This is a genomic window from Paracoccus aminovorans (assembly GCF_900005615.1).
Lineage (GTDB): Bacteria > Pseudomonadota > Alphaproteobacteria > Rhodobacterales > Rhodobacteraceae > Paracoccus > Paracoccus aminovorans.
The window spans coordinates 1,305,937-1,332,425 of record NZ_LN832559.1; the positions used below are offsets into that span (position 1 = coordinate 1,305,937).

The window sequence follows — 26,489 nt, forward strand, 5'->3', positions numbered from 1 at the left end:
GATCTAGGATCATAAACACGCTGGTCGATAAGTCTGCCCGGATGAAGGGTGACAGCCACGGGTATATACTACTGTGTATCGTTGCCGGGTAAAACTGACCGGGCGTTGTTATAAGAGCAACTGCTGGAACCAATGCCATCAATCACCGCCTTCGGCGGAACCAATGATGGAATAATCCAAAATAGGCGAAGCCGTCTATAAGATAGAAAGACAATCAACAAGGAAGGAATCTGAAGCGAGGCGAAGCCCGCAACATAGGAAGACAATAGGTTTCCAGAGGTCACAGCGAGGGCGAAGCCTTTTGACAAGGTGATTGGCTTTGGCGAACGCCTTCGGCTTTTTTCTTTCAGATTGGAAATAGATTGAACTTGTGACATTTTATGAACATCATGACGGCTTCGCCTGTTTTGATTCCCTTCTTGTTACCAACAGAAGAATGGAATGAAAATGGTTCGGGCGAAGCCCGTGATGAAGGTGGATTGCCTTCCAATGTCGCGGGCTTCGCCTCGCTTCAGATTCTTTTTGATTTTTCTTCCATTGAACACTTGAACGGGCGAAGCCCGACATTAGATGTCTTTTTGTTACGCAAGTGCCTTGACTCTGTTGCACCAAAGAGTTGATGGCCGGATTTCCCCTTTCCCCGGACAGATCTATCCCACGGCCTCTGTGACGGGGGTGCCAAGCGCGGTGTAACGGTTCAGAATAGCGATACGGACCTGAAGCTCGGCGACCTGTCGGTCAAAGTCCCGTGCCATGAGGCGCTGACCCAGCAGTTTCACACAGTGCATCTTCGTCTCGACGCGGCTTCGGGGGTGGTATCCACTCCATCGTCGCCAGAGGGCACGACCGAGGTATTTCGATGCCCGCAGAGCCTCGTTTCGTGCGCCCGCGCCGGCGGCGACTGTCTTCCAGGGTTTGGCGTTCTTGCGGGGCGGAATGACAGCGTCGGCGCCGCGGTCAGCGATGGCATCGTGGCATTTGCGGGTGTCGTAGGCGCCGTCTGCTGTGACGCGGCCGATCTGCTCGTGCGCCGGGATCTGTTTGAGCAGGTCGGGTAACACCGGCGCATCGCCGATGTGGCTCCCTGTGATCTCCACCGCCCGAACCTCCAGCGTTTCCTCATCAATCCCCAGATGGATCTTGCGCCAGACGCGCCGTTTCGGGCCGCCATGCTTGCGGGCGTGCCACTCGCCTTCGCCCTCGACCTTGATGCCAGTGCTGTCGATCAGCAGGTGCAGCGGCCCCTTGGACCCGCGATACGGTATGTTCACAGCCAGGGTCTTCTGGCGACGGGACAGGGTGCTGAAGTCAGGCACCGTCCAGTCGAGACCAACCAACTGCAGCAGGCTCTCGACGAAACCAGTCGTCTGCCTGAGCGCCATGCCGAAGAGCACCTTCATCGAAAGACACGTCTGAATGGCGGCATCGCTGTAGGTCTGCTGGCGGCCACGCCTGCCTGTCGGCGCGGCATCCCAGCTCATCTCGGGGTCGAACCAGATCGTCAGCGAACCCCGGCGCTTGAGCGCTTCATTGTAGGCTGGCCAGTTCCGGGTTCTGTATGTCGGGGATGCGGGTCGGCTCATGCAGACCAGCTACCGTACGGGTTTCATCAGATGAATCCATGACAGGATTTGTGCAACAGAGCCGGTCTGCGGGGATGCTTGCCGCACCAACTACAAGAACAATCTTCGCCGCGAAGCGAAGGCGTCCCAAAAGCGAACCATGACCTGTGCCCGTCCGGGCTGCGACCAAACCTTTCTTGAAGGCGCTGGCCGCAAGTATTGCTGCGAAGCTTGCTGGGAGAAGGTCAGAACAAAAGCCCGCAATGCAGAAGTTGCCAAATTGCAAAAGCGACTAACCGAACATCTGTTCTCAATTCGCCACGATGGCGAAGCCGCAACCCGGTTCATTGAAAAGCTGATCATTTCAAACGACCCGAAGGTGAAGCGCATGTTCGGTGCAGATTACCTCTACATGCCTCGGCGCAATGTGCAAGGCGTTCGGACAGATCGCAAAGACCTGACCCGTTCACAGAAGATCAGATACAATAAGATACTACGATGAAACTATGGTGAACTTCTATCTGCGATGTTCTATCAAGGCAATATTCGTAATAGAACCATCGCGGGAATCTGCGACCATTATTGCCACGCCGTTTACCGAGTTCCGGTAAAGACGTTCCGCCTAAAAACGAAGATGAAGCAACACTTGGCGATTGAACCCGAAAACTACATCTCTTTCTTGGAAAGCGGTCTCCCGGATTGGATCATGCTGTATCAACCCACGGGTGGCAATCCGTTCCGAGACCAGAAGCGTTCCGAATTCCAGAAAAGAAAAGCAAGCCCTATCCGACTCGGGGAACGGAAAATTACAATGACTGAATACACTGAACTTGAATTGCCGACTCTATCTGTTATTCAAAAAGACTTCGCAGACATTGCCGATGAAGCTGAACATCACAGACCAAAAGGAATGACAGCGCGCAAGTGGCTAAAGCACTACTACTGCGCCCAATATGTTCCGATCAGCCCGCGCGGTATCCTGATCCGGCTGCTTGTGCTGCACGGCAGCTACGTCCGCTATTCTGCCCCGCTGCAAAGGTTTATTGTCTATCGCATCGACCCGAAAACCAAGCATGGCGACTGGATCGTTGTTGACGCTGATCGCATCGTCAACCTGCTGCTATCCATCGCCCGCGACCTGCCGAAGGAACTGGAAACCTTTGAACGACCGAACCCAGAAGACGAGATCAGGCTGCGGATGTTCGGCAAGGCTTATACAGCCAACCGTAGCATTGCTGTAGAAGGCGTGGGCAGGCTCCGCGACCATCTGGCTACCAACATCATCAGAACAAAGACTCTGCCGCAGGACGACGCTGTATCCGCGCGTAAGCTTGTTTCTAAGATGCCTGCACCTGAACTGGTCTGGGTGTGACGCGGCATGGCATGGGACAGGAAGAACCATCACAACGACTACAACAGCCGTGCATGGCGAGCGACGCGCCGCTACGTCCGTAGTCGTGATGCCGGTCTATACTTCCGGTGCAGCTACTACGGCCTGGCCGTGCATGGGGCCGAGGTAGACCACATCGTTCCTGTCAGCCAAGGCGGCACCGACAGCCAGGACAACGCCTGGCTGCTGTGCATCGCATGCCATCGCGAGAAGACTCAACGGGAAGCGCAAGGACTGTCTGGCTTCCGCCCGAAGCTGAACCCCGACACCGGCTGGCCTATGGTGGAACTTGATTGGCTGGAACTGATCCGAAAGAGGAACGCCGAACTCGAAGTCGGCGTTTAATACTGTAGCCGCTGATGCTCTCCCCAGCGGCTACAACTCTTCCGGAATGCCGGAAAATCTATCGTCAGAAGTTTATTATCCTGTTCATGAAGTTCCGATCAATAAGAAGCGGGGAATCTTCAATAACCTTCCGAAGAGCCTCATCGCTGATGAGATCGCCGCCTGAATCTTCAATTAATGCCGCAGGTCCATCAATAAGTCCCGCTTGAGTAAGCGCCGGCGTCGCTTCAAGTGCTGCCGTTGCGGCGCTTGACATCACATCTATCTGCTGGCTGTCGTCTAGTCCTTCGACTGGCAGTCCGCTTGAGTTTCCGGCTACCATTTGGGTTAGTAGCGTTTGAATAATTGTGGCGGCTCTTTTTTCGTTATGAGTTATGCCAAGATTTGTGATTGCAGTGATAACCGCTGCTGAAAATCTCTGAAGCTCTGCGGGATCATCGTCCGCCTTCGATATTTTCAAAGAACTCTGCAGTATGTCAATGTCTACAGGTTGACCATAAGCGCCTAAAATGTCTGCAGAGTTCTGTCTAATCGTTAGGTTTTCGCCGGCAATCACTTTCGCGCGCACCATTGGGAGAGAGGTTTCGTCCTTCATCAGTTCGTCAAGTTCGGCCTGTGGGAAAGCGCCCTGCCAAGTTTGCTGCAATATACTGTCAAGGGTCAATGTCACGACCTGCATTTTATCTGATACTTCTTCAGCAAAAGCCGCCCCAGAGGCTTCTGGGAGATGGCTGTCATTTGTAAGATATACCGCCTCAGGATGAGCGACAGAACTCGGAGACTTATAACGATCCGCTATGTTAGCGAACTTCGCACATTCTGCGTCCGACACCATTGGAGTTGCCAAGCTTGGATTGAGAGAATTATACATTAGATAATTCCCGTCAGGGGAGTGGGCGCTTCCGTTTGAGATTGACCACATAAGGTTTACTGTGTGCCCAAGTTCATGTGCGATAGCGCGCCCCTCCACGTGTGGATCTCGAAGGGTTTCGATTGTCATAGCACTTTTATGGCCCGCACAGCCGAGAACATTTTTTCCTGCCTCCTCTTTCAACGGGCCGCACACTCTAAGATCATTCACAACAAGAACATTTGCTCCATATCCAGCAATGGCAATATTCATAACTTCCTGTCGAGTCTTTTCTTCTATGAGAGCAACATTGCCGATTGTTTTCCCCATTTTAACCAAATTATTCAGCTTTACGGAAACTCCAGTGCATTGTTGGAGTATCCGATTTGCTTCTGCGACAGCGGTCTTGTAGTGATGAGTTGTCCGGTGGACATTGTTTGCGATTACAATATTCAGCTTTATATCTTCTGCACCGGCGTTGCTGGCGCACAAAGATATCACGGCGATTGCAGAAATACTTCCTAAACGCATAACGCACCTCATTAACATGTTGGGTAGACAGTCAGGGCAGTGTATCACAGAGTTGTGATTCGCAAAATTATCTTCTGAAAATGGGGCGTAATGCTTCCCAGCGATTTATTGCAACCGATTCGCTCTGCGAAAGATATCTCGCCTCCCTTGTCAAGGCCCCTCGGGGGGAAGGTCGATCTTCGGGCCGGGGGAACCGTAATCGGCACGGGGGCACTGCAGATTACAACCGGGCATAAAAAACCTTTTTTCTGGTCCGAATAAATACCTTCACATAGTCGAAGGTATTTTCAATGTCTATTGCTACACCACCCGACCATTTGACCCCAGACCAGGCCGCTATCTGGTGTTCAACTCTATCCTCCCTTGAAGCCGGGTGGATCGCTGACCGCGGCGCCGACGCTGTCATTCCGCCCCGCAAGAACGCCAAACCCTGGAAGACAGTCGCCGCCGGCGCGGGCGCACGAAACGAGGCTCTGCGGGCATCGAAATACCTCGGTCGTGCCCTCTGGCGACGATGGAGTGGATACCACCCCCGAAGCCGCGTCGAGACGAAGATGCACTGTGTGAAACTGCTGGGTCAGCGCCTCATGGCACGGGACTTTGACCGACAGGTCGCCGAGCTTCAGGTCCGTATCGCTATTCTGAACCGTTACACCGCGCTTGGCATCCCCGTCACAGAGGCCGTGGGATAGATCTGTCCGGGGAAAGGGGAAATCCGGCCATCAACTCTTTGGTGCAACAGAGTCTTCGCTGTATGAAAGGGCACACGCTTCCTGTTTTCGGGCGTCTTGGGCGCGCGAATCTTCTTGCTGCACAGTAAGGTTTCTTAGCGAAAGGATATTATCGCATGTTTGCGACATGCCCTTGCTCGGAACAAGTGATACAGCCAAGCAGAAGAATAACGTCCGATACATGGCACACCTGACATCTTTCTTCGGAAATGGTCTCATAGGTTCGCCATTCACGCAACGGTGATGATTACTATGCTAGCCAAAGCCCGGACGCTTTGACGCGTATCGCCAAACGCCTCTGGCAAGCTGAGGCAGCGCGTTAGCCCAGCCGAATCGAGTTCGATCCACGCGCAAAACCGGGGCAGGGAACCTCGGTCAGAGATTGGGTCGTGGATTGGGACATATCAGGGGCTGATTTGGTGTTTTGCCAATCTTTTCAATCGCTTATGCGAAATTGATTGGCTCCGGCGGTAGGGATCGAACCTACGACCAATTGATTAACAGTCAACTGCTCTACCGCTGAGCTACGCCGGAACACGGGGCGGTATATAGCCGCCGGTTTCGGGGGCGTCCAGAGCCATTTGCGGATTTTTTGCGGCTCTGCTCAAAATCTCCATCGGCTCGCACCACCCCCTTCAATGCGTCGAAAAAACCGCCTCCAGACCGATGGAGCCGGGGGTCGAGACAGCGCCCAGTTCGGAGAGCGCGATCAGATGCGCCAGCACGTTGCGGGTCGCCGCTCGGATCAGGGTCGGCGGCACGTCGTAGATCCGGCGGGCCAGCGTCTCGGCATCGGCCGGGCCGTCGCGCAGCGCCGAAAGGATCTGCACCGTCCGCGTCCGGCGATGGGCGGCCAGTTCGGCCAGCCGGGCCGAAGGATCGGCGATCGCGCCGCCATGCGCGGGCAGCAACGCGGCGGCAGCCTCGGAATCCAGCCGCGACAGGGTGCGGAAATAATCCGCGAGATCGCCGTCCGGAGGCGAGATCAGCGTCGAGGACCAGCCCATCACCACGTCGCCGCAGAAGATCTGCCGCTCGGTGCGAAAGCTCAGGTGGCCGGCGAAATGGCCCGGCGTGTGCAGCGCCACCAGCCGCCATTCGTCGCTTTCCACCACGGCGCCGTCGGCCAGCGCCACGTCCGGCGCAAAGCCGCGGTCCAGCCCTTCGCCGCCGGCGATGCCGCCCTCGCGCGCCAGGCGCTGCATCAGGGCGGATCGCCCGGCCTCGGCGGGGCCGAAGCCCAGGATCGGCGCTCCGGTCGCCTGCGCCAGGGCGCGCGCGCCGCCGGAATGGTCCAGATGCGCATGGGTGACCAGGATATGGCTGACGCGGCCGGACCCGATGGCGGCGAGAATCGCCGCGCGATGGGCGGGCAGGTCGGGGCCAGGGTCGATCACCGCGACCTGGTCGCGCCCCAGCAGGAAGGTGTTCGTCCCCGGGCCGGTCAGGGGCGAGGGATTGTCGGCGGTGATGACCCGCAGGGCTTTCTCGGCGCTCGTCATGCGGCTAACCTAGCCGCGCGGGGCCGCCTGTCCAAGGCCGCCGAAGGGATGAGGCACGATGAATTTCGAATGGCTGAAGCGGGCGATGCCGCGCGGGCTCTACGGCCGGGCGGCGCTGATCCTGTTCCTGCCGGTGGTGGTGGTGACGGTAGTGGTCACCGTCATGTTCCTGCAGCGCCATTTCGAGGATGTGACCCGGCAGATGACCTCGGGCATGGCCAGCGAGATCGCGCTGGTCGCGGCGCGCATCGACGCGGCCCCCGATATCGCCGCGGCGCGCGATTCGGCGCGGCAGATCGCCGGGCCGCTGGGCCTGGACCTAGTCCTGCCCGCAGCGGAGGAAGGCGCCGACGACCACGTCTTTTATGACCTCTCGGGGCGCATCGTCATCGCCGAACTGCATGACCGCCTGCCCGAGGTCCGTGCCGTGGACCTGGGTCTGCGGCGCGAGGTCCGGGTGACGCTGCACGGCCGCTGGGGCCCGTATCAGCTGGTGTTTCCGCGGGTGCGGGTCAGCGCGTCGAATCCGCATCAGCTGCTGGTGCTGATGGTCGGCACCTCGCTCTTGATGACCGCCATCGCCACGATCTTTCTGCGCAACCAGTTGCGCCCGATCCGGCGCCTCGCGCGCGCGGCCGAGGAATATGGCAAGGGCCGCATCATCCCCTATCGCCCGGCCGGCGCCAGCGAGATCCGCAGCGCCGGCACCGCCTTCCTGGAGATGCGCGCCCGCATCGAGCGCCAGAACGAGCAGCGCAAGCAGATGCTCTCGGGCGTCAGCCACGACCTGAGGACGCCCTTGACCCGGCTGCGACTGGGGCTGTCGATGCTGTCGCCCGACTACCCGCCCGAGCCGGGCGAGATCGCGGCGCTGGAAGGCGATGTGGCGGCGATGGGCACCATGGTCGACGCCTTTCTGGACCATGCCCGCGACGCCGCCCAGGATGCGCCGCCGCAATCGGTGCCGGCACTGGATTTCCTGCGCAGCATCGTCGCCGATGCGCAGCGCGGTGGCCAAGCGGTGCGGCTGCACGAACTGACCGGCGACGAGGCCGGCCGCGCCACCTTCAGCCGCGACAGCCTGCGCCGCGCCATCGAAAATCTGATCGGCAATGCCGTGCGCTATGGCGAGCGGGCCGAGGTCGATGCCGCGCTGGGGCCGAGCTATTTCCGCATCTCGATCGAGGACGACGGGCCCGGCATCCCGCCTGAAAAGCGCGAGGAGGCGCTGAAGCCCTTTACCCGCCTGGACCCGGCCCGCAACCAGAACCAGGGCCAGGGCGTCGGCCTGGGCCTGGCCATCGCCGCCGACATCGCCCGCGCCCATGGCGGCCAGCTGCGGCTGGGCGAGGGCGAGCGGCTGGGCGGCTTGCGGGCCGAGATCGTCATTCCGCGCTGAGCGGCGCGGTTGCGGGATGCCCCGCCGCGGGCTAAGCCTGTCGCAAGGACATAAGACAGAAGGGATTCCGCGATGCGGGCATTCGTATTTCCGGGGCAGGGCGCCCAGGTCGTGGGCATGGGGCGCGAGCTGGCCGAGGCCTATCCGGCGGCGCGCGCGGTCTTTGCCGAGGTGGACGAGGCATTGGGCGAGAACCTGTCGGAGCTGATCTGGAACGGCGACATCGAGATCCTGACCCTGACCCAGAACGCCCAGCCGGCGCTGATGGCGACCTCGCTGGCGGCGTTCCGGGCGCTGGAATCCGAGGGGTTCGGCATCCAGGACGCGGATTTCGTCGCCGGCCACTCGCTTGGCGAATATTCGGCGCTTTGTGCGGCCGGCGCGCTGAGCCTCGCGGATACCGCGCGGCTTTTGCGCCTGCGCGGCCAGGCCATGCAGGAGGCGGTGCCGGTCGGGCAGGGCGCCATGGCGGCGATCCTGGGGCTGGACTTCACCACCGTCGACCAGATCGCGCGCGACGCGGCCGAGGGCGAGGTCTGCCAGGCTGCCAATGACAACGACCCGGCGCAGGTGGTGATCTCGGGCCACAAGGAGGCGGTCGAGCGCGCGGCGGCCCTGGCCAAGGAACGCGGCGCCAAGCGGGCGCTGATGCTGCCGGTCTCGGCCCCGTTCCACTCGGCGCTGATGCAGCCGGCGGCGGCGGTGATGGCCGAGGCACTGGCGGCGGTCGAGATCGCAGCCCCCGCCGTGCCGCTGGTCGCCAATGTCCGCGCCGAGCCGGTGACCGAGCCCGGCGCCATCCGCCGGCTGCTGGTCGAGCAGGTGACCGGCGCGGTGCGATGGCGCGAGTCGGTCGCGTTTCTGGCCGGAGCCGGCGTGACGGAGTTCTGGGAGATCGGCGCCGGCAAGGCGCTGTCGGGGATGATCAAGCGCATCGCCAAGGAGGCGGTGGTGAAGAATATCGGCGTGCCGGGCGATATCGCGGCGCTGAAGGCATAAGGGGGCTCCGCCCCCATCCCTGCGGGATTCCCCCGGAGTATTTGGAAAACGGAGAAGAGCTTGATGTTTGATCTGACGGGCAGGAATGCGCTGGTGACCGGCGCTTCGGGCGGGATCGGCGGCGCTGTGGCCGAGGCGCTGCATGCCGCCGGCGCCACGGTGGCGCTGTCGGGCACGCGCGAGGCGCCGCTGCGCGAGCTGGCCGAGAAGCTGGGCTCGCGGGCGCATGTCGTGACCGCGAACCTGTCGGATGCCGCCGCCGTCGAGGCGCTGCCCAAGGCCGCGGCCGAGGCCATGGGTTCGGTCGACGTGCTGGTGAACAACGCCGGCATCACCCGCGACAACCTGTTCATGCGCATGTCGGACGAGGAATGGGCGCAGGTGATCGAAGTGAACCTGACCTCGAGCTTTCGGCTGTGCCGGGCGGTGCTGCGCGGCATGATGAAGGCGCGCTGGGGCCGGATCGTCAACATCGGCTCGGTCGTCGGCGCCACCGGCAATCCGGGGCAGGGCAATTATGCCGCCGCCAAGGCGGGGCTCGTCGGCATGTCGAAGAGCCTGGCCTATGAGGTCGCCTCGCGCGGGATCACGGTGAACTGCGTGGCCCCGGGCTTCATCGAGACGGCGATGACAGACAAGCTGAACGACGAGCAGAAGGGCCGCATCCTGACGCAGATCCCGGCCGGGCGCATGGGTTCCGCGCAGGAGATCGCAGCGGCGGTGCTGTATCTGTCGAGTCCCGAGGCGGGCTATGTCACCGGCGCGACCCTGCATGTCAACGGCGGCATGGCGATGATCTGATCGTGGTTTATGCGGGTTGCAAGATCACGCCTCCGTGCTATATCCCGCAAACAAGGCCGCAGGGGAACCGCCCTGGGCTGCGCCCGGCGTAAAGCCGGACCTTTCTGGGCGGATGCCCGCGAAAACGAGGAAGAGACATGAGCGATATCGCTGATCGCGTGAAGAAAATCGTCGTCGAGCACCTGGGTGTCGATGAGGACAAGGTGACCGAGACCGCTTCGTTCATCGACGATCTCGGCGCCGACTCGCTGGACACCGTGGAACTGGTCATGGCGTTCGAGGAAGAATTCGGCATCGAGATCCCGGATGACGCGGCCGAGACCATCCAGACCTTCGGCGATGCGGTGAAGTTCATCCAGGGCGCGGTCTGATCCCGTCCCATGGGATTTTCCGGGCGGTGCTTCCAGGGCGGAAGCGCCGCCTTTTCTTTTGGCTTTTCCGGAACTGCCGGCATCTCCGGCCCGTTTAGCGGGCGAACCTGAAGAAAGGAGAATGCCCTATGGCAGTCAACGTCCAGGGTCTCAGCGACAATGCCCGCAAGACCGCCATCGCCGAACTGAACGCCCGGCTTGCCGATGCCGTGGCGCTTTCCGCCGCGATCAAGCAGGCGCATTGGAACGTCAAGGGTCGCAACTTCATCGCCGTGCATGAGCTGTTCGACACCGTGTTCCGCAACCTGCAGGGCCATGTCGACACCATGGCCGAGCGCGTGCAGGTGCTGGATGGCGTCGCCGTGGGCACGGTCGAGAAGGTCGCCAAGGCGAGTACGCTGAAGGAATACCCGACCGACCTGACCAAGGCCGAGGATCACATCAAGGCGGTCTGCGAACGGATGCGCGATTACGGCAAGAAGGTCCGCGAGGCCATCGACACCACCGACGAGGCGGGCGATGCCGATACCGCCGACCTGTTCACCGCCGCCTCGCGCACGGCGGACAAAGACCTATGGTTCATGGAAAGCCATCTCGAATGAACCCCCTTCAGGGCTGACATGAAGCCGGGACTGGGGTCCCGGCTTTTTTTCTTGGCGCAGGGCGGCGGTTTTTGTCTCGGCCGCGCAGTTTTCCGCCGCGGGGCGATTGCGCTGCCCCGCGCCCCGCCCCTAGATTGGCGCCATGCCCGAAAACTCGCCCCGATTCATCCACCTGCGCACCCATTCCGAACATTCGCTGCTGGAAGGCGCGGTGCCGGTCAAGAAGCTTGCCGAGCTCGCGGCGCAGAACGGCATGCCGGCGGTGGCGCTGACCGACACCAACGCGCTGTTTGCGGCGCTGGAATTCTCGGTCAAGGCGCAGGATGCAGGTGTGCAGCCGATCATCGGCTGCCAGATCACCCTGGCCGCCGAGGTCACCGGCCCGGTGGTCCTGCTGGCGCAGAACGAGGCTGGCTGGCTGAACCTGATGGCCTTGTCGACCTGCCTCTATCTGCGCGACGGCAATGCGCTGCCGCATGTCACCCTTGACGAGCTGGTGGCCCATGCCGAGGGGCTGATCTGCCTGACCGGCGGCGCCGGCGGTCCGCTGGGCCAGCTGGTGCTGCAAGGCCGGCCCGCCGAGGCGCGCGCCCTGGCCGAGAGGCTGGCGGCGGCCTTTCCGACCCGGCTCTATGTCGAACTGCAGCGCCACCACGATGCCGAGGGCCAGCCGGTGCCCGAGGAGGCGGGCGCGGAGGGCGGCATGATCGACATCGCCTATGCGCTCGATCTGCCGCTGGTCGCCACCAACGACGTCTATTTCCCGAAGCCCGACCTGTTCGACGCCCATGACGCGCTGATCTGCATTTCGGAGCGCGCCTATGTCGACCAGACCGCGCCGCGCCGCCGGCTGACGCCGCAGCACTACTTCAAGAGCGCCGCCGAGATGGCGACGCTGTTCGCCGATCTGCCCGAGGCGCTGGAGAATACCGTCGAGATCGCCCGCCGCTGCGCCTTCGCGGTCAAGAAGCACAAGCCGATCCTGCCGCGCTTCGCCGATGACGAGGTCGAGGAGCTGCGCCGCCAGGCCTGGGACGGGTTGCGCGCCCGGCTGGCGGTGATCCCGCATTCGGCGACAGCCGAGGAATATGAGGAGCGCCTGCGCTTCGAGCTGGGCATCATCGAGCAGATGGGCTTTCCCGGCTATTTCCTGATCGTGGCCGACTTCATCAAATGGGCCAAGGATCAAGGCATTCCGGTCGGGCCGGGCCGTGGGTCGGGCGCGGGGTCTCTGGTCGCCTATGCGTTGACGATTACCGACCTGGATCCAATGCGTTACAGCCTGCTCTTCGAGCGGTTCCTGAACCCGGAACGGGTATCGATGCCGGACTTCGACATCGACTTCTGCATGGATCGCCGCGAAGAGGTGATCCAATACGTGCAAGGGAAATACGGCCGCGACAAGGTCGGCCAGATCATCACCTTCGGTGCGCTGCTGTCCAAGGCGGCGGTGCGCGACGTCGGCCGCGTGCTGCAGCTGCCCTTCGGCCAGGTGGACCGCCTGTCCAAGATGATCCCGGTCGAGGGCGTGAAACCGGTCAGCGTCACCAAGGCGCTCGCCGACGAGCCGCGCCTGCGCGAGGCGGCCAAGGAAGAGGTCGTCGCCCGGCTGCTGGACTATGCCGCCAAGATCGAGGGGCTGCTGAGGAACGCCTCGACCCATGCCGCGGGGGTGGTGATCGGCGACCGGCCGCTGCACCGGCTGGTGCCGCTTTATCGCGATCCGGCCTCGGACATGCCGGCGACGCAGTTCAACATGAAATGGGTCGAGCAGGCCGGTCTGGTCAAGTTCGACTTCCTGGGCCTCAAGACCCTGACGGTGATCCAGAACGCCGTCGATCTGATCAATGCCGGCGGTCGGCCGCTGCATGTCGCGGCCGACGGGCAGGTGCTCTATCAGCCGGCGCCGGGGGCGGAGAACCAGATCAACCTGATCCCGCTCGACGATCAGGCCAGCTACGAGCTTTTCGCCAGCGCCCGCACCGTGGCGGTGTTCCAGGTCGAAAGCTCGGGCATGATGGATGCGCTGCGGCGGATGAAGCCGACCTGCATCGAGGATATCGTCGCGCTGGTCGCGCTGTATCGTCCCGGCCCGATGGAGAACATTCCGACCTATTGCGAGGTGAAGAACGGGCTGCGGCCGCTGGAATCGATCCATCCGACCATCGACCACATCCTGGCCGAGACCCAGGGCATCATCGTCTATCAGGAACAGGTGATGCAGATCGCCCAGGTCATGGCCGGCTACAGCCTCGGCGGCGCCGACCTGTTGCGCCGCGCCATGGGCAAGAAGATCGCCGAGGAGATGGCCAAGGAGCGGCCGAAGTTCGTCGAAGGCTGCACGGCGCAGGGAATCGACAAGAAGAAGGCCGGCGAGGTCTTTGACCTGCTTGAGAAATTCGCAAACTACGGTTTCAACAAGTCCCATGCTGCGGCCTATGCCGTGGTCAGCTATCAGACCGCCTGGCTGAAGGCGAACCACCCGGTCGAATTCATGGCCGCGGTGATGAACTGCGATATCCACCTGACCGACAAGCTGGCGATCTACAAGCGCGAGGCCGACCGGATGGGGATCGAGACCGTCGCGCCCTGCGTCAACCGCTCGGAGCCCACCTTCAGCGTCAAGGACGGCAAGATCGTCTATGCGCTGGGGGCGCTGAAGGGCGTCGGGGTCGAGGCGATGCGGCTGATCACCGAGGCGCGCGGGCAGACCCCGTTCCGCGACCTGCACGACTTTGCCCGCCGCGTGGACATGAAGCGCGTGGGCAAGCGCCCGCTGGAAATGCTGGCCCGCGCCGGCGCCTTCGACCTGCTGGAGCCGAACCGGGCCCGGGTGCTGAAATCCCTCGACGGGCTGGTTGCCTGGTCGGCGGCGGTGCAGGAGGCGGCGGCATCGTCGCAAAGCTCGCTCTTCGGCGGGGGCGAGGACCTGCCGCCGCCGCGCCCGGTCCCGGCGCCGATCTGGATGCCGACCGAGAAGCTGGGCGAGGAACATGCGGCCGTCGGCTTCTACCTTTCGGGCCATCCGCTGGACGACTATCAGCCGGCGCTGCGCCGCAAGGGGGTGCAGACGCTGGCCGAGGTGACGCAGGCCGCGCAGGATGGGGCGCTGGTCGCCTCGCTGGCGGGCACCGTGGCCTTCCGGCAGGAAAAGAAATCGGCCCGCGGCACCCGCTTCGCCTTCGTCGGTCTTTCCGATCCGACCGGGCTTTACGAAGTCACCGTGTTCTCGGACACGCTCGACGCCCATCGGCAGCATCTGGAGCCGGGCGAGAACGTGGTCCTGCAGGTGCAGGTCGAGCCCTCGGGCGACCAGGTCAAGCTGCTGGCCCGGGCGGTGACGCCGCTCGACCAGGCGGTGGCCGATGCCGGGGCGAACCGGCTGGCGGTCGAGATCGCGGGGCCGGACGCCGTGCCCGGCATCGCCGAGGCGCTGGCCCGCATCCAGGCCGAGGTCGCGGCACCCGCCCGCGCGCGCGGCCCTATTGCCTTGCGGCTGAAGGACGGCGAGGATCTGGTGGATATCGAGATCGCCGAGGATGCGCCTTTGACCACGCCGGCGCGCCAGGCGTTGCGCGTCATTCCCGGCGTGCTGGAAGTGCTTGAGGAATAGGTTTTTTATCCGGCCGATCTTTGCGGCCGCTTTGTCACAAGGAGCTTTCATGCGATTCCCGACCATTGCGCAGGGCGCCACGCCTTCGGCGGACGGGGCGGTGACGCGCTTCGTCTCGCCCGAGGTTCAGAACAAGAGCTGGTTCAACCCGACCCGGCCGGTGATCTTCGTCAACGGCATGCTGAACACCGGCGCCGACCACCGCGCCTGCGCCGAGGCGCTGTCGCTGATGCTGGGCTGTCCGGTCGTCGGCGTCTACAACCGCAAGGACGGTTTCTGGGCCGATCTGTTCCAATGCATCACCGACAAGGCGCGGCTGACGCAGGTCCAGACCTCGAACCTGAACCACAACACCAACTGGATCGCCTTCTTCGACCAGGTCTGGCAGAAGAGCCGCGAGACGCGGCCGATGCTGACCAAGGAGGATTTCGCCCATGAGATGCTGGCCAGCAACCCGGCGGCGCAATCGCTGTTCGCGCTGCTGATCGGCCAGCCGGGCGGGATGCTGGGCACGCCGATCTATTGCCACAGCCAGGGCAACTTGGTGACCTCGAACGCGCTGTCGGCGGTGACGCTGGTCAAGGGCGCGGAATCGGTGCGCGGGCTCGAGGTGAACAGCTTCGGCTCGCCCGCGCGCGGCTGGCCGGTGGGGCTGAACCGCGTGAACAACGCCTATACGTTCGACCCGGTCAGCTTGCTGGACCTGACCATGGACCTGTCGAGCGCGAAGGTCGGGTTCAAGGTTGCGCATGGTTTCCTGAACTATGTCGCCCAGGACGGCGAATTCGTGGTGAACCGCTTCCGCACCGGCGGCTGGGGCATGACGGTGAACATGGACGAGAAGGGGCTGGCGAAGTTCTGCGCCGGGCTCGGCACCAACACCAAGCGGCTGCGTGCCATCTTCGACCGGCTGGAGTCGGCGCATTTCACCGACAGCGACGACGTGGCGCTGGAATATGTGAACCTGCTTTCGGACCAGCAGATCGCGGCGCTGCGGGCCGTCGATCCGGCATTCGTCGCGCAGCTGGTGCGGCTTTTGCAGGCCGGCTGGACCGCCGCCGACGAACAGCGCGCCATCGACCGGCTGCAAGCGGCGCAGGGCGTGTCCTGAACGAAAAAGCCCCGCCGGATGGCGGGGCTTTCCTTTTGGCGGGGGCGCTCAGTTGCGCTCTTTGTCCACCATCTTGCCCTTGGAAATCCAGGGCATCATGGCGCGCAGCTTCTCGCCGACCTGTTCGATCTGGTGTTCGTCGTTCAGACGGCGGGTCGCCTTGAAAAACGGCTGGCCGACGGCGTTTTCCTGCATGAAGTCGCGCACGAACTTGCCGGTCTGGATGTCGGTCAGCACGGCTTTCATGCGGGCCTTGGTTTCCTCGTAGGGCAGCACACGCGGGCCCGAGACATACTCGCCATATTCGGCGGTGTTCGAGATCGAGTAGTTCATGTTGGCGATGCCGCCTTCGTAGATCAGGTCCACGATCAGCTTCACCTCGTGCAGGCACTCGAAATAGGCCATTTCCGGCTCGTAGCCGGCTTCGACCAGGGTTTCGAAGCCCATGCGGATCAGTTCGACCAGACCGCCGCACAGCACGGCCTGCTCGCCGAACAGGTCGGTTTCGCATTCCTGGCGGAAGTTGGTCTCGATGATGCCCGAGCGGCCGCCGCCGATGGCCGAGCAATAGGACAGCGCCAGGTCCTGCGCCTTGCCGGTCGCGTCGACATGGACCGCGAACAGGCAGGGCACGCCGCCGCCCTTGGTGTATTCGCCGCGCACGGTGTGGCCGGGGCCCTTCGGCGCCATCATGATGACATCGACGCCCTTTTTCGGCTCGATCAGGCCGAAGTGGATGTTCAGGCCATGCGCGAAGGCGATGGCGGCGCCTTCGCGGATGTTGTCGTGCACGTATTTCTTGTAGGTCTCGGCCTGCAGCTCGTCGGGCATGGTGAACATGATCAGGTCGGCCCAGGCGGCGGCCTCGGCGATGCCCATGACCTTCAGGCCCTCGGCTTCCGCCTTCTTGGCCGAGGCCGAGCCTTCGCGCAGCGCGACGACGACGTTCTTGGCACCCGAATCGCGCAGGTTCAGCGCATGGGCGTGGCCTTGCGAGCCATAGCCCAGCATGGCGATCTTCTTGTCCTTGATCAGGTTCACGTCGCAATCGCGATCATAGTAAACGCGCATCGGAAACTCCCTCCATTTTCGCTGAGGAGGTTGTAGCAAAGTTGCTCAGCACGTTCCGTGCAATTTTTGCATTTTCAAACGATAATTTGCGATGATAATAAGTAAGTGCTTACTGTAGTGAAAAAATCATGCCAGACGCCACTGATCGCCGTATTCTGCGCCAGCTTCTTGCCGACCCCGACATCGCGAATGCCGAACTGGCACAACGCGCCGGGGTGACCCCCGCCAGCCTGTGGCGCCGGCTGGAAAAGCTGCGCGAGACCGGCGTGATCCGGGCGACCGAGACCCGCATCGACTGGCGCAAGCTCGGTTACGAGGTCCAGGTCAGCCTGCGCTTCACCCTTGACAAGACCCAGCCCCGCGCCTTCGACGATTTCACCGCCGCCGCCCGCCGCGTGCCCGAGGTGACCGAGATCCAGACCTTCCTGGGCTCGGTGGACCTGCGGCTGTCGGTGATTGCCCGCGACATGGCACATTGGCAGCAGCTGTACCGCGAAAGCATCCTGACGTTGCCGCATGTCTCGGATTCCGATGCGCTGATGCTGGTCAGCACCATCAAGGACGTGCAGGAGCTGCCGCTGTGAGCTTTGCCCCCGACGCCACCGACCTGGCCATCCTGCGGCTGCTGGCCCAGGACGCGACCCGCGGCGCGGCCGAGATCGGGCGCGTCCTGGGCCTGACCCAGCCCGCCACCTGGCGCCGCATCAAGCGCTTGACCGAGGCCGGGGTGATCGCCGGTCGCCGCATCGTGGTGGACGAGGCCGCGCTGGGATTCGGCGTCACCGTCTTCCTGGGCATCCGCCTGGCCGCCAAGGGCCGTCCGGGCCTCGAGGATTTCGAGCGTGCGGTGACCGCCATCCCCGAGGTGCAGACCGTGCAGCATGTGCTGGGCCAGTTCGATTACCGCCTGCGCATCCATGCCCGCGACATTGCCGATTTCGAGCGCATCCTGCGCCGCCGCATCATGACCCTGCCGGGCGTCGGCCAGGTCGAGGCGAACGTCATGCTGTCCGAGGAACGCCGGCCTGGCCCTTTGTGATCCGGTCCCTTTGCAGGCGGCTGAAAAAGTCTCAGCGACGCAGCACATTGGGCAGAAAGCGGGAAATCCGCCTCAAATCGCCTGCAAATGCCCTGTTTTCCAGCCGATCCTGGTCGGGCCCGGAACGATTATCCGTCCCGACGACCTTTCGGGGCTCTTTTTCAGCAGCCTGTTAGAGCCGCTTTTCCATATAGACCCGCCGCAGGCCCAGTTCGGTGGCGCGATGCGTCTCGGCATAGCCGCGTGCGGCATAGATGGCGATGTTCTCGACCATGATCTCCTGCGTATAAAGCCGCATCGCCGGCAGGCCCGTCTGCCGCGCACGGTTCTCGGCGAAATCCAGCAGCATCCGGCCATAACCCTTGCCCTGCGCGCCGGGGTCAATGGCGACATTGTCCAGAAGCAGGTGGCCGTCGCCTTCGACCAGCACCAGGATGCCGCGCACGGTGCCGTCGTCCAGGACCCAAAGCTGGCCGGCGGCCTGCCGGGCGGCATAATCGTCGCGCATCGGGCCGGGAACCAGCCCGTTCAGCGCCACATAGCGGCCATAGGCCTTCGCTACGATGCGCGCGACCTGCGGCAGGTCGGCCGGGGCGGCGGGGCGGATATCGGGGCCGGGGTCTGACATGGCGCCTCCTGTTTCCGGGGCAGGCTATCACCGCCGGCGGTGCCGGCCAAGCCGGCGCTTTCACGGCCTTGTTGGCTTGCATTGTCCCGCGCGAGCGGTCAATCAGGCGCCACCCAACCAGCAGGTGACCGATGGCCAGCCCGCGCCCCTTTTCGCGTTACGAATTCCTGATCGCCTGGCGCTACCTGCGCGCCCGCCGGGCCGAGGGCGGGGTCAGCGTGATGACCTGGATCAGCCTGATCGGCATCACCCTGGGCGTGATGGCGCTGATCGCCACCCTGGCGGTCCGCGCCGGCTTCCGCGCGGATTTCGTCGACACCATCCTGGGGGCCAATCCGCACAGCACCGTCTCTTACGCGCCGAGCCAGGTCTATAACGAGCTGACCGAAGAGACCTATTTCTCGCCCGGCACCATCCAGGACTATGACGCGCTGGCCGCCAGGATCGCGGCGATCCCGGGCGTCACCCGCGCCGATCCGGCCGTGCGCGGCAAGGTCATGGCCACGCAGAACGGTCAGCGCGGACTGGGCGACGTCTATGGCGTCTCGGCCGAGGCGATGGCGGCGCTGCCCGGCGTCGTCGACCCCGAGCGTGCCAGCGGCGATATCGCCGATTACGACCGGGGCATCGCCATCGGCATCGGCCTGGCGCGGACGCTGGGCGTGGGCGTCGGCGACCGCATCCAGCTGGTCTCGCCCGACGGGGCGCAGACGGCGGTGGGCACCACGCCCCGGATCGAAAGCTACGAGGTGGTCTATATCTTCTCGGCCGGGCGCTGGGACATCGACGAGGCCCGCATCTACATGCCCCTGGCCGCGGCGCAGAGCTTCTTCAACCGCGAGGGCGTCGCGGACGAGATCGAGGTCTTCGTCCGCGACCCGGAGCGGGTGGACGACTGGACGCCGCAACTCCTGAGCGCGGCGGGCGAGCGGGGGCAGGTCTGGACCTGGCGCGACGCCGCGGGCAGCTTCCTTGCCGCGCTGGACATGGAGGATGACGTGATGTTCGTCATCCTGGCGATCCTGGTGCTGATCGCGTCGATGAACATCACCTCAGGGCTGATCATGCTGGTCAAGAACAAGGGCCGCGACATCGGCATCCTGCGCACCATGGGCCTGACCGAAGGCGCGGTGCTGCGGGTGTTCTTTCTCTGTGGCGCCTTCACCGGCGTGATCGGCACCGCGGCTGGGGTGGTGCTGGGCGTGGCGCTGTCGCTGAACGTCGATCACGTCATGGCGGCGCTGAACGCGCTGACCGGCGGCAATGCCTGGCAGCCCGAGGTGCGCGGCATCTATGCCCTGCACGGCGAATTGCGCGCCTGGGACATCTTCCGCGCCGTAGCGCTGTCCCTGGGGCTGGCCTTCGTGGTGACGATCTTTCCGGCGCGGCGGGCGGCGCGCATGAACCCGGTGGAGGCGCTGCGCTATGAGTGACGTCCTGGTCCTCGACGGGATTTCCAAGACCTACGGCAAGGGCGGTCCGGCGCCGGTGCCGGTGCTCTCGGACCTGTCGCTGAGGGTGGCGCGCGGCGAGGTGGTGGCGCTGGTGGCGCCCTCGGGCGCGGGGAAATCGACTCTTCTGCACATCGCCGGCCTGCTCGACACGCCCGATGCCGGGCGGGTGGCGATCAACGGCCGCGACATGGGCGGGCAGGGCGACCGCGCCCGGACCGAGGCGCGGCGCGAAGAGCTGGGCTTCATCTATCAGTTCCACCACCTGCTGCCCGAATTCACCGCTGCCGAGAACATCGTGCTGCCGCAACTGGCCAATGGCGTGGCCGATGCGGCCGCGCGGGCGCGGGCCGGCGATCTTCTGGGCCGGGTCGGGCTGTCGCATCGCGCCGACCATCGCCCGGCACAGCTTTCGGGCGGCGAGCAGCAGCGCGTGGCCTTCTGCCGGGCGCTGGCGAACCAGCCTTCGCTGCTGCTTGCCGACGAGCCGACGGGCAATCTCGACCCGGCGACCTCGGACAAGGTCTTCGACGTGCTGATGGCGCTGGTGCGCGAGACCGGGCTGGCGGCGCTGATCGCCACCCACAACCTCGAACTGGCGGGCCGCATGGACCGGGTGGTGCGGCTGGGCGAGGGCCGCGCGGCATGAGCGCGGGTGCCGGCAGGCGGTGCAAGGTCGGTGTCCGCGCGGCGCACGGCCGCTGCACGGCGATGACGGCGCAAGGCCCTTCCGCGCCTGCGGGCGTTTCCGCCGCTCCGGCCCAGACAAGCAGCCTGTGCGCCGCCTCGTCTTTCCGCTTCGCGCCTTCTCGCAAAAGCGCGGACCGTCTGGCGGCGGCTTTGGCACTTCTCTGCCTGCTGCCCGCCCAGGCTTCTGCCGAGCCGTTCGAGCAATTCGGCACGGCGATGAAATACGGCCTGCCGTTGGCGGCGGCGGTCTGCGCCGCCGACCAGAACCGGTTGGAGGATTTCGCGGTGCGCGGCGTGCTGCAGGCGGCGGTGGTCTGGGGAATGAAAGCGGTCTTCGACGGCGCTCCGATCTCGCGCCGTCCATCGGGCGAGGGCAAGGGTTTCCCCTCGGGTCATACGGCGGCGGCTTTTTTCGGCGCGTCGGATTTGGCGGGGAAATGCTTCGACGACAAGCCCTGGGCGGGGGCCGCGGCCTATGGTGCCGCGGGTCTGACGGGCTGGAGTCGCGTCCACGCGGGCGAACATACCCCGCAGCAGGTCTGGACCGGGGCGCTGATCGGGATCAGTTTCGGCGCGGCGAGTTTCGGCATCGGAACCGAGGGGGTCGGGTTCGAATGGGGGATGCGGTTCTGACGGCCGCCTCAGGTCTTGCCGCCGGCTGCCGCGCCTTCAGGGGCTGACTCGTTTTGCTTCTTTCCTCGTTCGGCAGCGATGAGCGATGCGGTCTGCGTCAATGCCGATCCGAAGTAAAAACCGATTATGACGCCGCCCCAGTTTGAAAACTCCGGCGGTATCTTGTCCTTTACCGGCGTGCTGGTCGAGATTGCGTAGAGCGCAATGGCTGCCATCGCGACAAATATGGCCAAGGCGATAAACCCGGATATGATGCTGTTGATCATCATTATCCTGGCGATGGCGGTACTGATTTTAGTGTCCGTACTCATCAACTCCTCTCCCTATGTTCCGAAGCATCGTCTCAGCTCGGTGAAATTGCTGTAGCCCTGGGTTGGGGAACGCCGTACCAGCGCATCTATCAGGTCCATTATGGAAGGTTGCGCGGCACCCTTGCAGTCGACCATGCTCGCCAGATCATTCGCGGACAGAAGGGCATATCGCCGGTCGGCATCCGTGTCGCCCGACATACGATCGGACTGGAAAAACTCCATCTGCCTTATAAATTCTTCCTTCATCCCCGGCCGGGTACTGTCCCTCACCATGCTGGTTATCTTGCGAAAATTCATCAGGGAGCTTCTCGGCGGCGACGTGTTCGCCAGCCAGACAAGGGTTGAAATGTAGTTCTTGTAGAAGTTCGGATTTGACGCATCGTCCTGAGCTTGAAGGCTGATATTCAGATAGCTGTTGAGGACTATATCCGCATATGCCGGCTCCTCAAGAATGGCATTCTCGATCTTCATCAGGCCAGGTGTGTTGCTGCCTTTTCCGAGCAGGTAGTACCTGTTATAGGTAAGAGCGCTTTTCGCATCCGATGCGGCCTCGATCATGCGTGCGTAGAGATTTATCGAATGCTTATCAATGAAATCCGCGGGAATGCCGTCGAAGTGGTTGTTGATTTTCTGCTCGATCTCCGGTGAGAAGCCGTTGACGGCCAGTTCGGCGCTCAGCCTGTCTCTGCGCGCCGCCCAGTATTCCTGTGCAGGAGCGTAGGAGCGGGGGTCCCAATACACGCCATCGCTCTGGATGTTCTTGGGGTCGATGGGCTGGCAGGTTTCGACGATGGGAAATTTTTTGGACTTTGCGAACCGGGCGCATATTTGCGTAATTTTCGTGTAGTCTACGCTCGGGATGCCCCCCTGTTCCCGTCTTATCAGCCATTTCCCATTTGCGGGCTTCGCGTTGATCTGGTCTGATATCGGGGTTCCCCCCTGATCGGAAAAGAAATCAAGGATGATCGGCGCATTATCCGCCTGCTTGATATCGGAATCGTATTCCGTTCGGGCGATGATGGTCAGATTGTAATACTGAAAAGGCTCTGCCATCGCAAAATGCGCACCGCCGAACAGGAAACATATCCCTGCTGCAACGAGATGTCGAGAAGCGCGCGTCATAACGGCTTACCAAGAGAATCGGCGACAATATAATTTTCTCACATAGGTTGAGAAAAATCAATAAAATGCCATATGCCCGGGTTTTCGGCACTGCCGCCCCATATATTGCAGAGGCGGAAGGGCGGGACCGGCATCGATCCATGCGCCGCCGGCTATTATCCGCGCGCGCCCGCCACGATCACCAGCGCGCCCGCCACGCACAGCCCGCCGCCGAGCAGGTCCCAGCGCGAGGGCACCTGCCCCTCGGTCAGCCACAGCCAGCCGAGCGAGGCGGCCACGTAGATCCCGCCATAGGCCGCATAGGCGCGGCCGGCGAAATCTGCGTTCACGCGGGTCAGCAGCCAGGCGAACAGCGCCAGAGAGATCATGCCCGGCACCAGCCACAGAGCCGAGCGGCTCAGCCGCAGCCAAGCCCAGAAGGCGAAGCAGCCGGCGATCTCGGCCAGCGCCGCCAGCACATAGACCGCCAGCGGCGCGGCAAGGGTCACAGGTCCAGTTCCTCGGCATCCGCGAATTGCGCGTTCTCCTGGATGAACTGGAAGCGAAGCTCGGGCTTCTTGCCCATCAGCCGCTCGACCAGGTCCGAGGTCTCGCCGCCGTCCTCCTCGTCGATCGAGACCCGGATCAGCTTGCGCGTCTTCGGGTTCATCGTCGTGTCCTTCAGGTCCTTGGCGTCCATCTCGCCCAGGCCCTTGAAGCGCTGGACGTCGATCTTGCCCTTGCCGCCCAGGCCCTTGGCGAGCATCGTCTCTTTCTCGGCATCGTCGGCGACATAGATGCGATGCGGCCCCTGGGTCAGGCGATAGAGCGGCGGGCAGGCCAGATAGAGATGCCCCTTGTCGATCAGCGGCCGCATCTGGGTGAAGAAAAAGGTCATCAGCAGGCTGGCGATATGGGCGCCGTCCACGTCCGCATCGGTCATGATGATGATCTTGTCGTAGCGCAGGTCGTCCACGTTGAAGCGCGAGCCCATGCCGACGCCAAGCGCCTGGCACAGGTCGCTGATCTCCTGGTTGCTGCCCAGTTTGGAACTGGCGGCGCCCAGCACGTTCAGGATCTTGCCGCGCAGGGGCAGCAGCGCCTGGGTCTGGCGCTCGCGCGCCATCTTAGCGCTGCCGCCGGCCGAGTCGCCCTCGACGATGAACAGCTCGGTGCCTTCGCGGTTGGTGGCCGAGCAATCGACCAGCTTGCCGGGCAGGCGCAGCTTCTTGGTGGCCGATTTGCGGGCGGTCTCTTTTTCCTGACGGCGGCGCAGGCGTTCTTCGGCGCGCAGCACCAGAAAGTCCAGGATCGCGCCCGCCGATTTCGTATCGGCCGCCAGCCAGTTGTCGAAATGGTCGCGCACGGCGCCCTCGACCAGCCGGGTGGCCTCGACCGTGGCCAGGCGGTCCTTGGTCTGGCCGACGAATTCCGGCTCGCGGATGAAGCAGGACACCAGCGCGCAGCCGCCGGTCAAAAGGTCGTCGCGGGTGATCTGCGCGGCCTTCTTGTTGCTGACTCGCTCGCCATAGGCGCGGATGCCCTTGAGGATCGCCGACCAGAAGCCGGCCTCATGGGTGCCGCCCTCGGGCGTGGGCACGGTGTTGCAATAGCTCTGGATGAAACCGTCGCGCGAGGGCGTCCAGTTGATCGCCCAATCGACCTTGCCGGGAACGCCGAATTTCTCCTTGAAGTCCACGCTGCCGGCGAAGGGGCGGTCGGCATAGCTGGAGGCGCCGGTGAGCTGTTCGTTCAGGTAGTCGGCCAGGCCGCCGGGGAAGTGAAAGACCGCCTCGGTGGGCGTCTCGCCGTCGTCGATCTCGGATTTCCAGCGGATCTCGACGCCCGAGAACAGATAGGCCTTCGACTTCACCATCTTGACCAGCCGGGCGGGCTTGAAGCGGTGGTGGCCAAAGATCTGCTCGTCGGCGTGGAAGGTCACTGTGGTGCCGCGCCGGTTCGGGGCGGCGCCGACCTTTTCCACCGGGCCCAGCGGGATGCCGCGCGAAAAGCTTTGCTGGAACAGCTCCTTGCTGCGGGCGACCTGCACCACCATGCTGTCCGAGAGCGCGTTGACGACCGAGGCGCCGACGCCGTGCAACCCGCCCGAGGTCTGGTAGGCGTCGCCCGAGAACTTGCCGCCGGCATGCAGCGTGCACAGGATCACCTCCAACGCCGACTTGCCGGGGAATTTCGGATGCGGGTCGATGGGGATGCCGCGGCCGTTGTCGCGGATCACCACGCTGAAATCGGCCAGAAGCTCGACCTCGATGCGGCTGGCGTGGCCGGCGACGGCCTCGTCCATCGAGTTGTCGAGAATTTCCGCGACCAGGTGGTGCAGCGCACGTTCGTCGGTGCCGCCGATATACATGCCGGGGCGCTTGCGGACGGGTTCCAGCCCTTCCAGCACCTCGATGGACGCGGCGGAATAGCTGTCAATCGCCTTGTCCGAGGCCGGGAAAAGATCGTCTGCCATGGCACCTGCTCGTCTTGCTCTTTGGGCCGGGGTTATCTCATGGCGGGGCCGGCCGGGGCAAGGGCAAGTGTCGGACAGGCGCCGGGCCGCAAGGGATGGGGTCGGCCCAGAATGATTCGCGGCTGTCAAGAGCGACAAATTGTCTTTTTCTTGACACGCATCAAGGCGGGCGGATTTCTCCGGTGGCATTCTTCCTCCGTTCAAAAGTGATCGGAGAAGCGCGTATGGATGGTGAAATGGTGACGAGTCAGTCGCGGGCGCATTCCGAGGGTGGTGAGTTGGTCGCCGGGGCAGGAGCGATTCCCGTCCCGGCGGCTGCTGCGGTGGACGAGCAGCCGGCCGAGGGGGCTGACGCGGCGAAGGGTGCCGACGCGGCGGAGGGCGTGCGGGGACCGACCCGCTTTCCCCGCGTCGACCCCGACGCCATCCGGCTGGCCTTCGAGACGGGGCGCTATCCCTATCCTCGCCGCATGGGCCGCGCGGCCTATGAGCGGGAAAAGGCGCAGCTTCAGGCGGAATTGCTGAAGGTGCAGATCTGGGCGCAGGAGACCGGGCAGAAATTCGTCATCCTGTTCGAGGGCCGCGACGCCGCCGGCAAGGGCGGCACGATCAAGCGCTTCATGGAGCATCTGAATCCGCGCTTTGCCCGGGTGGTGGCGCTGAACAAGCCCTCCGAGGAAGAGCGGGGGCAATGGTTCTTCCAGCGCTATGTCCGGCACCTGCCGACGGCCGGCGAAATGGTGTTCTACGACCGCAGCTGGTACAACCGTGCCGGGGTCGAGCGGGTGATGGGCTTCTGCTCGCCGGTCGAATACCTGGAGTTCATGCGCCAGGCCCCGGAATACGAGCGGATGCTGGTCCGCTCAGGCATCCGGCTTTACAAATACTGGTTCTCGGTCACGCGGGACGAGCAGCGCCGCCGCTTCCGCGAACGCGAGACCGACCCGCTGAAGCGCTGGAAGCTGTCGCCCATCGACCTGGCCAGCCTGGACAAATGGGACGACTACACCGAGGCGAAAGAGGCGATGTTCTTCTATACCGACACCGCCGACGCGCCCTGGACCATCGTCAAGTCGAACGACAAGAAGCGTGCGCGGCTGAACTGCATGCGGCATTTCCTGGCCACGCTGGACTATCCCGACAAGGACCCGGGCATCGTCGCGCCGCCGGACCCGCTGATCGTCGGCCATGCCAGCCATGTGATCCACCAGGCCGAGCATATCCTCGGCACTTCACTGCATCCCGACCGGCGGCGCGTGGCGCCGGCGGCGGGCTAGGGGGC

Annotated in this window: 26 protein-coding genes, 1 tRNA gene and 1 pseudogene; 18 read left to right on the plus strand and 10 right to left on the minus strand. The window is 63.5% G+C overall.

What is annotated here, in order from left to right:
- The first annotated feature begins 380 nt into the window (after positions 1-380).
- Positions 381-620: a hypothetical protein gene (locus JCM7685_RS19535; protein ID WP_139218160.1), complete on the plus strand. Its 240-nt coding sequence runs from the start codon at positions 381-383 to the stop codon at positions 618-620.
- Between the two features lie 30 nt (positions 621-650).
- Here the strand turns inward: JCM7685_RS19535 and JCM7685_RS06585 are convergent, their stop codons facing one another.
- Complete coding sequence (locus JCM7685_RS06585; protein WP_100526019.1) at positions 651-1,583, minus strand: IS5 family transposase; 933 nt, start codon at positions 1,581-1,583, stop codon at positions 651-653.
- Between the two features lie 139 nt (positions 1,584-1,722).
- Between JCM7685_RS06585 and JCM7685_RS19540 the strand changes: the two genes are divergently transcribed.
- The 3 genes from JCM7685_RS19540 to JCM7685_RS06595 all read left to right on the plus strand — a co-directional run bounded on the left by JCM7685_RS19540 (position 1,723) and on the right by JCM7685_RS06595 (position 3,297).
- On the plus strand, positions 1,723-2,064 hold the full coding sequence (locus JCM7685_RS19540; RefSeq protein WP_139218168.1) for a hypothetical protein: 342 nt from the start codon (positions 1,723-1,725) through the stop codon (positions 2,062-2,064).
- A 144-nt stretch (positions 2,065-2,208) separates the two neighbouring features.
- Positions 2,209-2,934, plus strand: a complete 726-nt coding sequence (locus JCM7685_RS19545; RefSeq protein WP_139218169.1) for a hypothetical protein — start codon at positions 2,209-2,211, stop codon at positions 2,932-2,934.
- Between the two features lie 6 nt (positions 2,935-2,940).
- A complete protein-coding gene (locus tag JCM7685_RS06595) occupies positions 2,941-3,297 on the plus strand; it encodes an HNH endonuclease (protein ID WP_074971284.1) in 357 nt (118 codons plus the stop codon).
- A gap of 64 nt (positions 3,298-3,361) precedes the next feature.
- On the opposite strand, the gene JCM7685_RS19550 is transcribed toward JCM7685_RS06595, so the two are convergent.
- Complete coding sequence (locus tag JCM7685_RS19550; RefSeq protein ID WP_139218170.1) at positions 3,362-4,678, minus strand: hypothetical protein; 1,317 nt, start codon at positions 4,676-4,678, stop codon at positions 3,362-3,364.
- Positions 4,679-5,055: 377 nt separating this feature from the next.
- On the opposite strand from JCM7685_RS19550, the pseudogene JCM7685_RS06600 reads away from it, so the two are divergent.
- Positions 5,056-5,370: pseudogene (locus JCM7685_RS06600) on the plus strand (transposase); the annotation flags it as partial.
- A 498-nt stretch (positions 5,371-5,868) separates the two neighbouring features.
- On the opposite strand, the gene JCM7685_RS06605 reads toward JCM7685_RS06600, so the two are convergent.
- Both JCM7685_RS06605 and JCM7685_RS06610 read right to left on the minus strand, forming a co-directional pair.
- Positions 5,869-5,943, minus strand: a tRNA-Asn gene (locus JCM7685_RS06605).
- A 101-nt stretch (positions 5,944-6,044) separates the two neighbouring features.
- The gene (locus JCM7685_RS06610) at positions 6,045-6,911 is read right to left on the minus strand and encodes an MBL fold metallo-hydrolase (RefSeq protein ID WP_074969548.1); all 867 of its coding nucleotides are present in this window, start codon (positions 6,909-6,911) and stop codon (positions 6,045-6,047) included.
- Positions 6,912-6,969: 58 nt separating this feature from the next.
- On the opposite strand from JCM7685_RS06610, the gene JCM7685_RS06615 reads away from it, so the two are divergent.
- The 7 genes from JCM7685_RS06615 (at position 6,970) to JCM7685_RS06645 (ending at position 15,807) form a co-directional block, all read left to right on the plus strand.
- Positions 6,970-8,310: an ATP-binding protein gene (locus JCM7685_RS06615; RefSeq protein ID WP_074969550.1), complete on the plus strand. Its 1,341-nt coding sequence runs from the start codon at positions 6,970-6,972 to the stop codon at positions 8,308-8,310.
- A gap of 72 nt (positions 8,311-8,382) precedes the next feature.
- Positions 8,383-9,309 (plus strand): ACP S-malonyltransferase, encoded by a 927-nt coding sequence (gene fabD, locus JCM7685_RS06620; protein ID WP_074969552.1) that lies wholly within the window; start codon positions 8,383-8,385, stop codon positions 9,307-9,309.
- Between the two features lie 63 nt (positions 9,310-9,372).
- Positions 9,373-10,110, plus strand: coding sequence for a 3-oxoacyl-ACP reductase FabG (gene fabG, locus JCM7685_RS06625; protein WP_074969554.1), 738 nt, complete (start codon positions 9,373-9,375; stop codon positions 10,108-10,110).
- A 137-nt stretch (positions 10,111-10,247) separates the two neighbouring features.
- Positions 10,248-10,481 carry an acyl carrier protein gene (locus JCM7685_RS06630; protein ID WP_010397399.1) on the plus strand — a complete coding sequence of 78 codons (234 nt, stop codon included), beginning with the start codon at positions 10,248-10,250 and terminating at the stop codon, positions 10,479-10,481.
- Positions 10,482-10,609: 128 nt separating this feature from the next.
- Positions 10,610-11,083, plus strand: a complete 474-nt coding sequence (gene dps / locus JCM7685_RS06635) for a DNA starvation/stationary phase protection protein Dps (protein ID WP_074969556.1) — start codon at positions 10,610-10,612, stop codon at positions 11,081-11,083.
- A gap of 142 nt (positions 11,084-11,225) precedes the next feature.
- Positions 11,226-14,696 carry a DNA polymerase III subunit alpha gene (dnaE, locus tag JCM7685_RS06640; RefSeq protein ID WP_074969558.1) on the plus strand — a complete coding sequence of 1,157 codons (3,471 nt, stop codon included), beginning with the start codon at positions 11,226-11,228 and terminating at the stop codon, positions 14,694-14,696.
- A gap of 49 nt (positions 14,697-14,745) precedes the next feature.
- On the plus strand, positions 14,746-15,807 hold the full coding sequence (locus JCM7685_RS06645) for a hypothetical protein (RefSeq protein ID WP_074969560.1): 1,062 nt from the start codon (positions 14,746-14,748) through the stop codon (positions 15,805-15,807).
- Between the two features lie 48 nt (positions 15,808-15,855).
- Here JCM7685_RS06645 and ilvC read toward each other — a convergent pair whose 3' ends face one another.
- Positions 15,856-16,878 carry a ketol-acid reductoisomerase gene (gene ilvC / locus JCM7685_RS06650; RefSeq protein ID WP_074969562.1) on the minus strand — a complete coding sequence of 341 codons (1,023 nt, stop codon included), beginning with the start codon at positions 16,876-16,878 and terminating at the stop codon, positions 15,856-15,858.
- A 128-nt stretch (positions 16,879-17,006) separates the two neighbouring features.
- Here ilvC and JCM7685_RS06655 point away from each other — a divergent pair, with 128 nt between their 5' ends.
- The gene (locus JCM7685_RS06655; protein ID WP_074969564.1) at positions 17,007-17,462 is read left to right on the plus strand and encodes an Lrp/AsnC family transcriptional regulator; all 456 of its coding nucleotides are present in this window, start codon (positions 17,007-17,009) and stop codon (positions 17,460-17,462) included.
- Positions 17,459-17,917 carry an Lrp/AsnC family transcriptional regulator gene (locus JCM7685_RS06660; protein ID WP_074969566.1) on the plus strand — a complete coding sequence of 153 codons (459 nt, stop codon included), beginning with the start codon at positions 17,459-17,461 and terminating at the stop codon, positions 17,915-17,917. The genes JCM7685_RS06655 and JCM7685_RS06660 overlap by 4 nt, the downstream gene beginning before the upstream one ends.
- A 172-nt stretch (positions 17,918-18,089) precedes the next feature.
- On the opposite strand, the gene JCM7685_RS06665 is transcribed toward JCM7685_RS06660, so the two are convergent.
- Positions 18,090-18,545, minus strand: a complete 456-nt coding sequence (locus tag JCM7685_RS06665) for a GNAT family N-acetyltransferase (protein WP_074969568.1) — start codon at positions 18,543-18,545, stop codon at positions 18,090-18,092.
- Positions 18,546-18,676: 131 nt separating this feature from the next.
- Here JCM7685_RS06665 and JCM7685_RS06670 point away from each other — a divergent pair, with 131 nt between their 5' ends.
- The 3 genes from JCM7685_RS06670 (at position 18,677) to JCM7685_RS06680 (ending at position 21,319) form a co-directional block, all read left to right on the plus strand.
- Positions 18,677-19,978 carry an ABC transporter permease gene (locus JCM7685_RS06670; RefSeq protein ID WP_074969570.1) on the plus strand — a complete coding sequence of 434 codons (1,302 nt, stop codon included), beginning with the start codon at positions 18,677-18,679 and terminating at the stop codon, positions 19,976-19,978.
- The gene (locus tag JCM7685_RS06675) at positions 19,971-20,645 is read left to right on the plus strand and encodes an ABC transporter ATP-binding protein (protein ID WP_074969572.1); all 675 of its coding nucleotides are present in this window, start codon (positions 19,971-19,973) and stop codon (positions 20,643-20,645) included. The genes JCM7685_RS06670 and JCM7685_RS06675 overlap by 8 nt, the downstream gene beginning before the upstream one ends.
- Positions 20,646-20,836: 191 nt before the next feature.
- The gene (locus tag JCM7685_RS06680) at positions 20,837-21,319 is read left to right on the plus strand and encodes a phosphatase PAP2 family protein (RefSeq protein WP_231964694.1); all 483 of its coding nucleotides are present in this window, start codon (positions 20,837-20,839) and stop codon (positions 21,317-21,319) included.
- Between the two features lie 8 nt (positions 21,320-21,327).
- Here JCM7685_RS06680 and JCM7685_RS06685 read toward each other — a convergent pair whose 3' ends face one another.
- The 4 genes from JCM7685_RS06685 to parE form a co-directional block, all read right to left on the minus strand.
- A complete protein-coding gene (locus JCM7685_RS06685) occupies positions 21,328-21,630 on the minus strand; it encodes a hypothetical protein (RefSeq protein ID WP_074969574.1) in 303 nt (100 codons plus the stop codon).
- A gap of 12 nt (positions 21,631-21,642) precedes the next feature.
- Positions 21,643-22,752 carry a hypothetical protein gene (locus JCM7685_RS06690; RefSeq protein WP_139218114.1) on the minus strand — a complete coding sequence of 370 codons (1,110 nt, stop codon included), beginning with the start codon at positions 22,750-22,752 and terminating at the stop codon, positions 21,643-21,645.
- 155 nt (positions 22,753-22,907) lie between these two features.
- On the minus strand, positions 22,908-23,240 hold the full coding sequence (locus tag JCM7685_RS06695; protein ID WP_074969578.1) for a YnfA family protein: 333 nt from the start codon (positions 23,238-23,240) through the stop codon (positions 22,908-22,910).
- Positions 23,237-25,207, minus strand: a complete 1,971-nt coding sequence (gene parE, locus JCM7685_RS06700; RefSeq protein ID WP_074969580.1) for a DNA topoisomerase IV subunit B — start codon at positions 25,205-25,207, stop codon at positions 23,237-23,239. Before parE ends, JCM7685_RS06695 begins: the two co-directional genes overlap by 4 nt.
- A 236-nt stretch (positions 25,208-25,443) precedes the next feature.
- Here parE and ppk2 point away from each other — a divergent pair, with 236 nt between their 5' ends.
- Complete coding sequence (gene ppk2 / locus JCM7685_RS06705; RefSeq protein WP_074969582.1) at positions 25,444-26,484, plus strand: polyphosphate kinase 2; 1,041 nt, start codon at positions 25,444-25,446, stop codon at positions 26,482-26,484.
- The last annotated feature ends 5 nt before the right edge of the window (positions 26,485-26,489 follow it).

What these genes read in the sequence shown, in the direction of transcription:
- JCM7685_RS19550 (WP_139218170.1), bottom strand. Translation starts at nt 4,678, where the DNA reads ATGCGTTTAGGAAGTATTTCTGCAATCGCCGTGATATCTTTGTGCGCC.
- JCM7685_RS06690 (WP_139218114.1), bottom strand. Translation starts at nt 22,752, where the DNA reads ATGACGCGCGCTTCTCGACATCTCGTTGCAGCAGGGATATGTTTCCTG.
- fabD (WP_074969552.1), top strand. Translation starts at nt 8,383, where the DNA reads ATGCGGGCATTCGTATTTCCGGGGCAGGGCGCCCAGGTCGTGGGCATG.
- ppk2 (WP_074969582.1), top strand. Translation starts at nt 25,444, where the DNA reads ATGGTGACGAGTCAGTCGCGGGCGCATTCCGAGGGTGGTGAGTTGGTC.
- JCM7685_RS06655 (WP_074969564.1), top strand. Translation starts at nt 17,007, where the DNA reads ATGCCAGACGCCACTGATCGCCGTATTCTGCGCCAGCTTCTTGCCGAC.
- JCM7685_RS06585 (WP_100526019.1), bottom strand. Translation starts at nt 1,583, where the DNA reads ATGAGCCGACCCGCATCCCCGACATACAGAACCCGGAACTGGCCAGCC.
- ilvC (WP_074969562.1), bottom strand. Translation starts at nt 16,878, where the DNA reads ATGCGCGTTTACTATGATCGCGATTGCGACGTGAACCTGATCAAGGAC.
- JCM7685_RS06675 (WP_074969572.1), top strand. Translation starts at nt 19,971, where the DNA reads ATGAGTGACGTCCTGGTCCTCGACGGGATTTCCAAGACCTACGGCAAG.
- parE (WP_074969580.1), bottom strand. Translation starts at nt 25,207, where the DNA reads ATGGCAGACGATCTTTTCCCGGCCTCGGACAAGGCGATTGACAGCTAT.
- fabG (WP_074969554.1), top strand. Translation starts at nt 9,373, where the DNA reads ATGTTTGATCTGACGGGCAGGAATGCGCTGGTGACCGGCGCTTCGGGC.
- JCM7685_RS06665 (WP_074969568.1), bottom strand. Translation starts at nt 18,545, where the DNA reads ATGTCAGACCCCGGCCCCGATATCCGCCCCGCCGCCCCGGCCGACCTG.
- JCM7685_RS19535 (WP_139218160.1), top strand. Translation starts at nt 381, where the DNA reads ATGAACATCATGACGGCTTCGCCTGTTTTGATTCCCTTCTTGTTACCA.
- JCM7685_RS06615 (WP_074969550.1), top strand. Translation starts at nt 6,970, where the DNA reads ATGAATTTCGAATGGCTGAAGCGGGCGATGCCGCGCGGGCTCTACGGC.
- dnaE (WP_074969558.1), top strand. Translation starts at nt 11,226, where the DNA reads ATGCCCGAAAACTCGCCCCGATTCATCCACCTGCGCACCCATTCCGAA.
- JCM7685_RS06685 (WP_074969574.1), bottom strand. Translation starts at nt 21,630, where the DNA reads ATGAGTACGGACACTAAAATCAGTACCGCCATCGCCAGGATAATGATG.
- JCM7685_RS19540 (WP_139218168.1), top strand. Translation starts at nt 1,723, where the DNA reads ATGACCTGTGCCCGTCCGGGCTGCGACCAAACCTTTCTTGAAGGCGCT.
- JCM7685_RS06645 (WP_074969560.1), top strand. Translation starts at nt 14,746, where the DNA reads ATGCGATTCCCGACCATTGCGCAGGGCGCCACGCCTTCGGCGGACGGG.
- JCM7685_RS06610 (WP_074969548.1), bottom strand. Translation starts at nt 6,911, where the DNA reads ATGACGAGCGCCGAGAAAGCCCTGCGGGTCATCACCGCCGACAATCCC.
- JCM7685_RS06630 (WP_010397399.1), top strand. Translation starts at nt 10,248, where the DNA reads ATGAGCGATATCGCTGATCGCGTGAAGAAAATCGTCGTCGAGCACCTG.
- JCM7685_RS06595 (WP_074971284.1), top strand. Translation starts at nt 2,941, where the DNA reads ATGGCATGGGACAGGAAGAACCATCACAACGACTACAACAGCCGTGCA.
- JCM7685_RS06670 (WP_074969570.1), top strand. Translation starts at nt 18,677, where the DNA reads ATGGCCAGCCCGCGCCCCTTTTCGCGTTACGAATTCCTGATCGCCTGG.
- dps (WP_074969556.1), top strand. Translation starts at nt 10,610, where the DNA reads ATGGCAGTCAACGTCCAGGGTCTCAGCGACAATGCCCGCAAGACCGCC.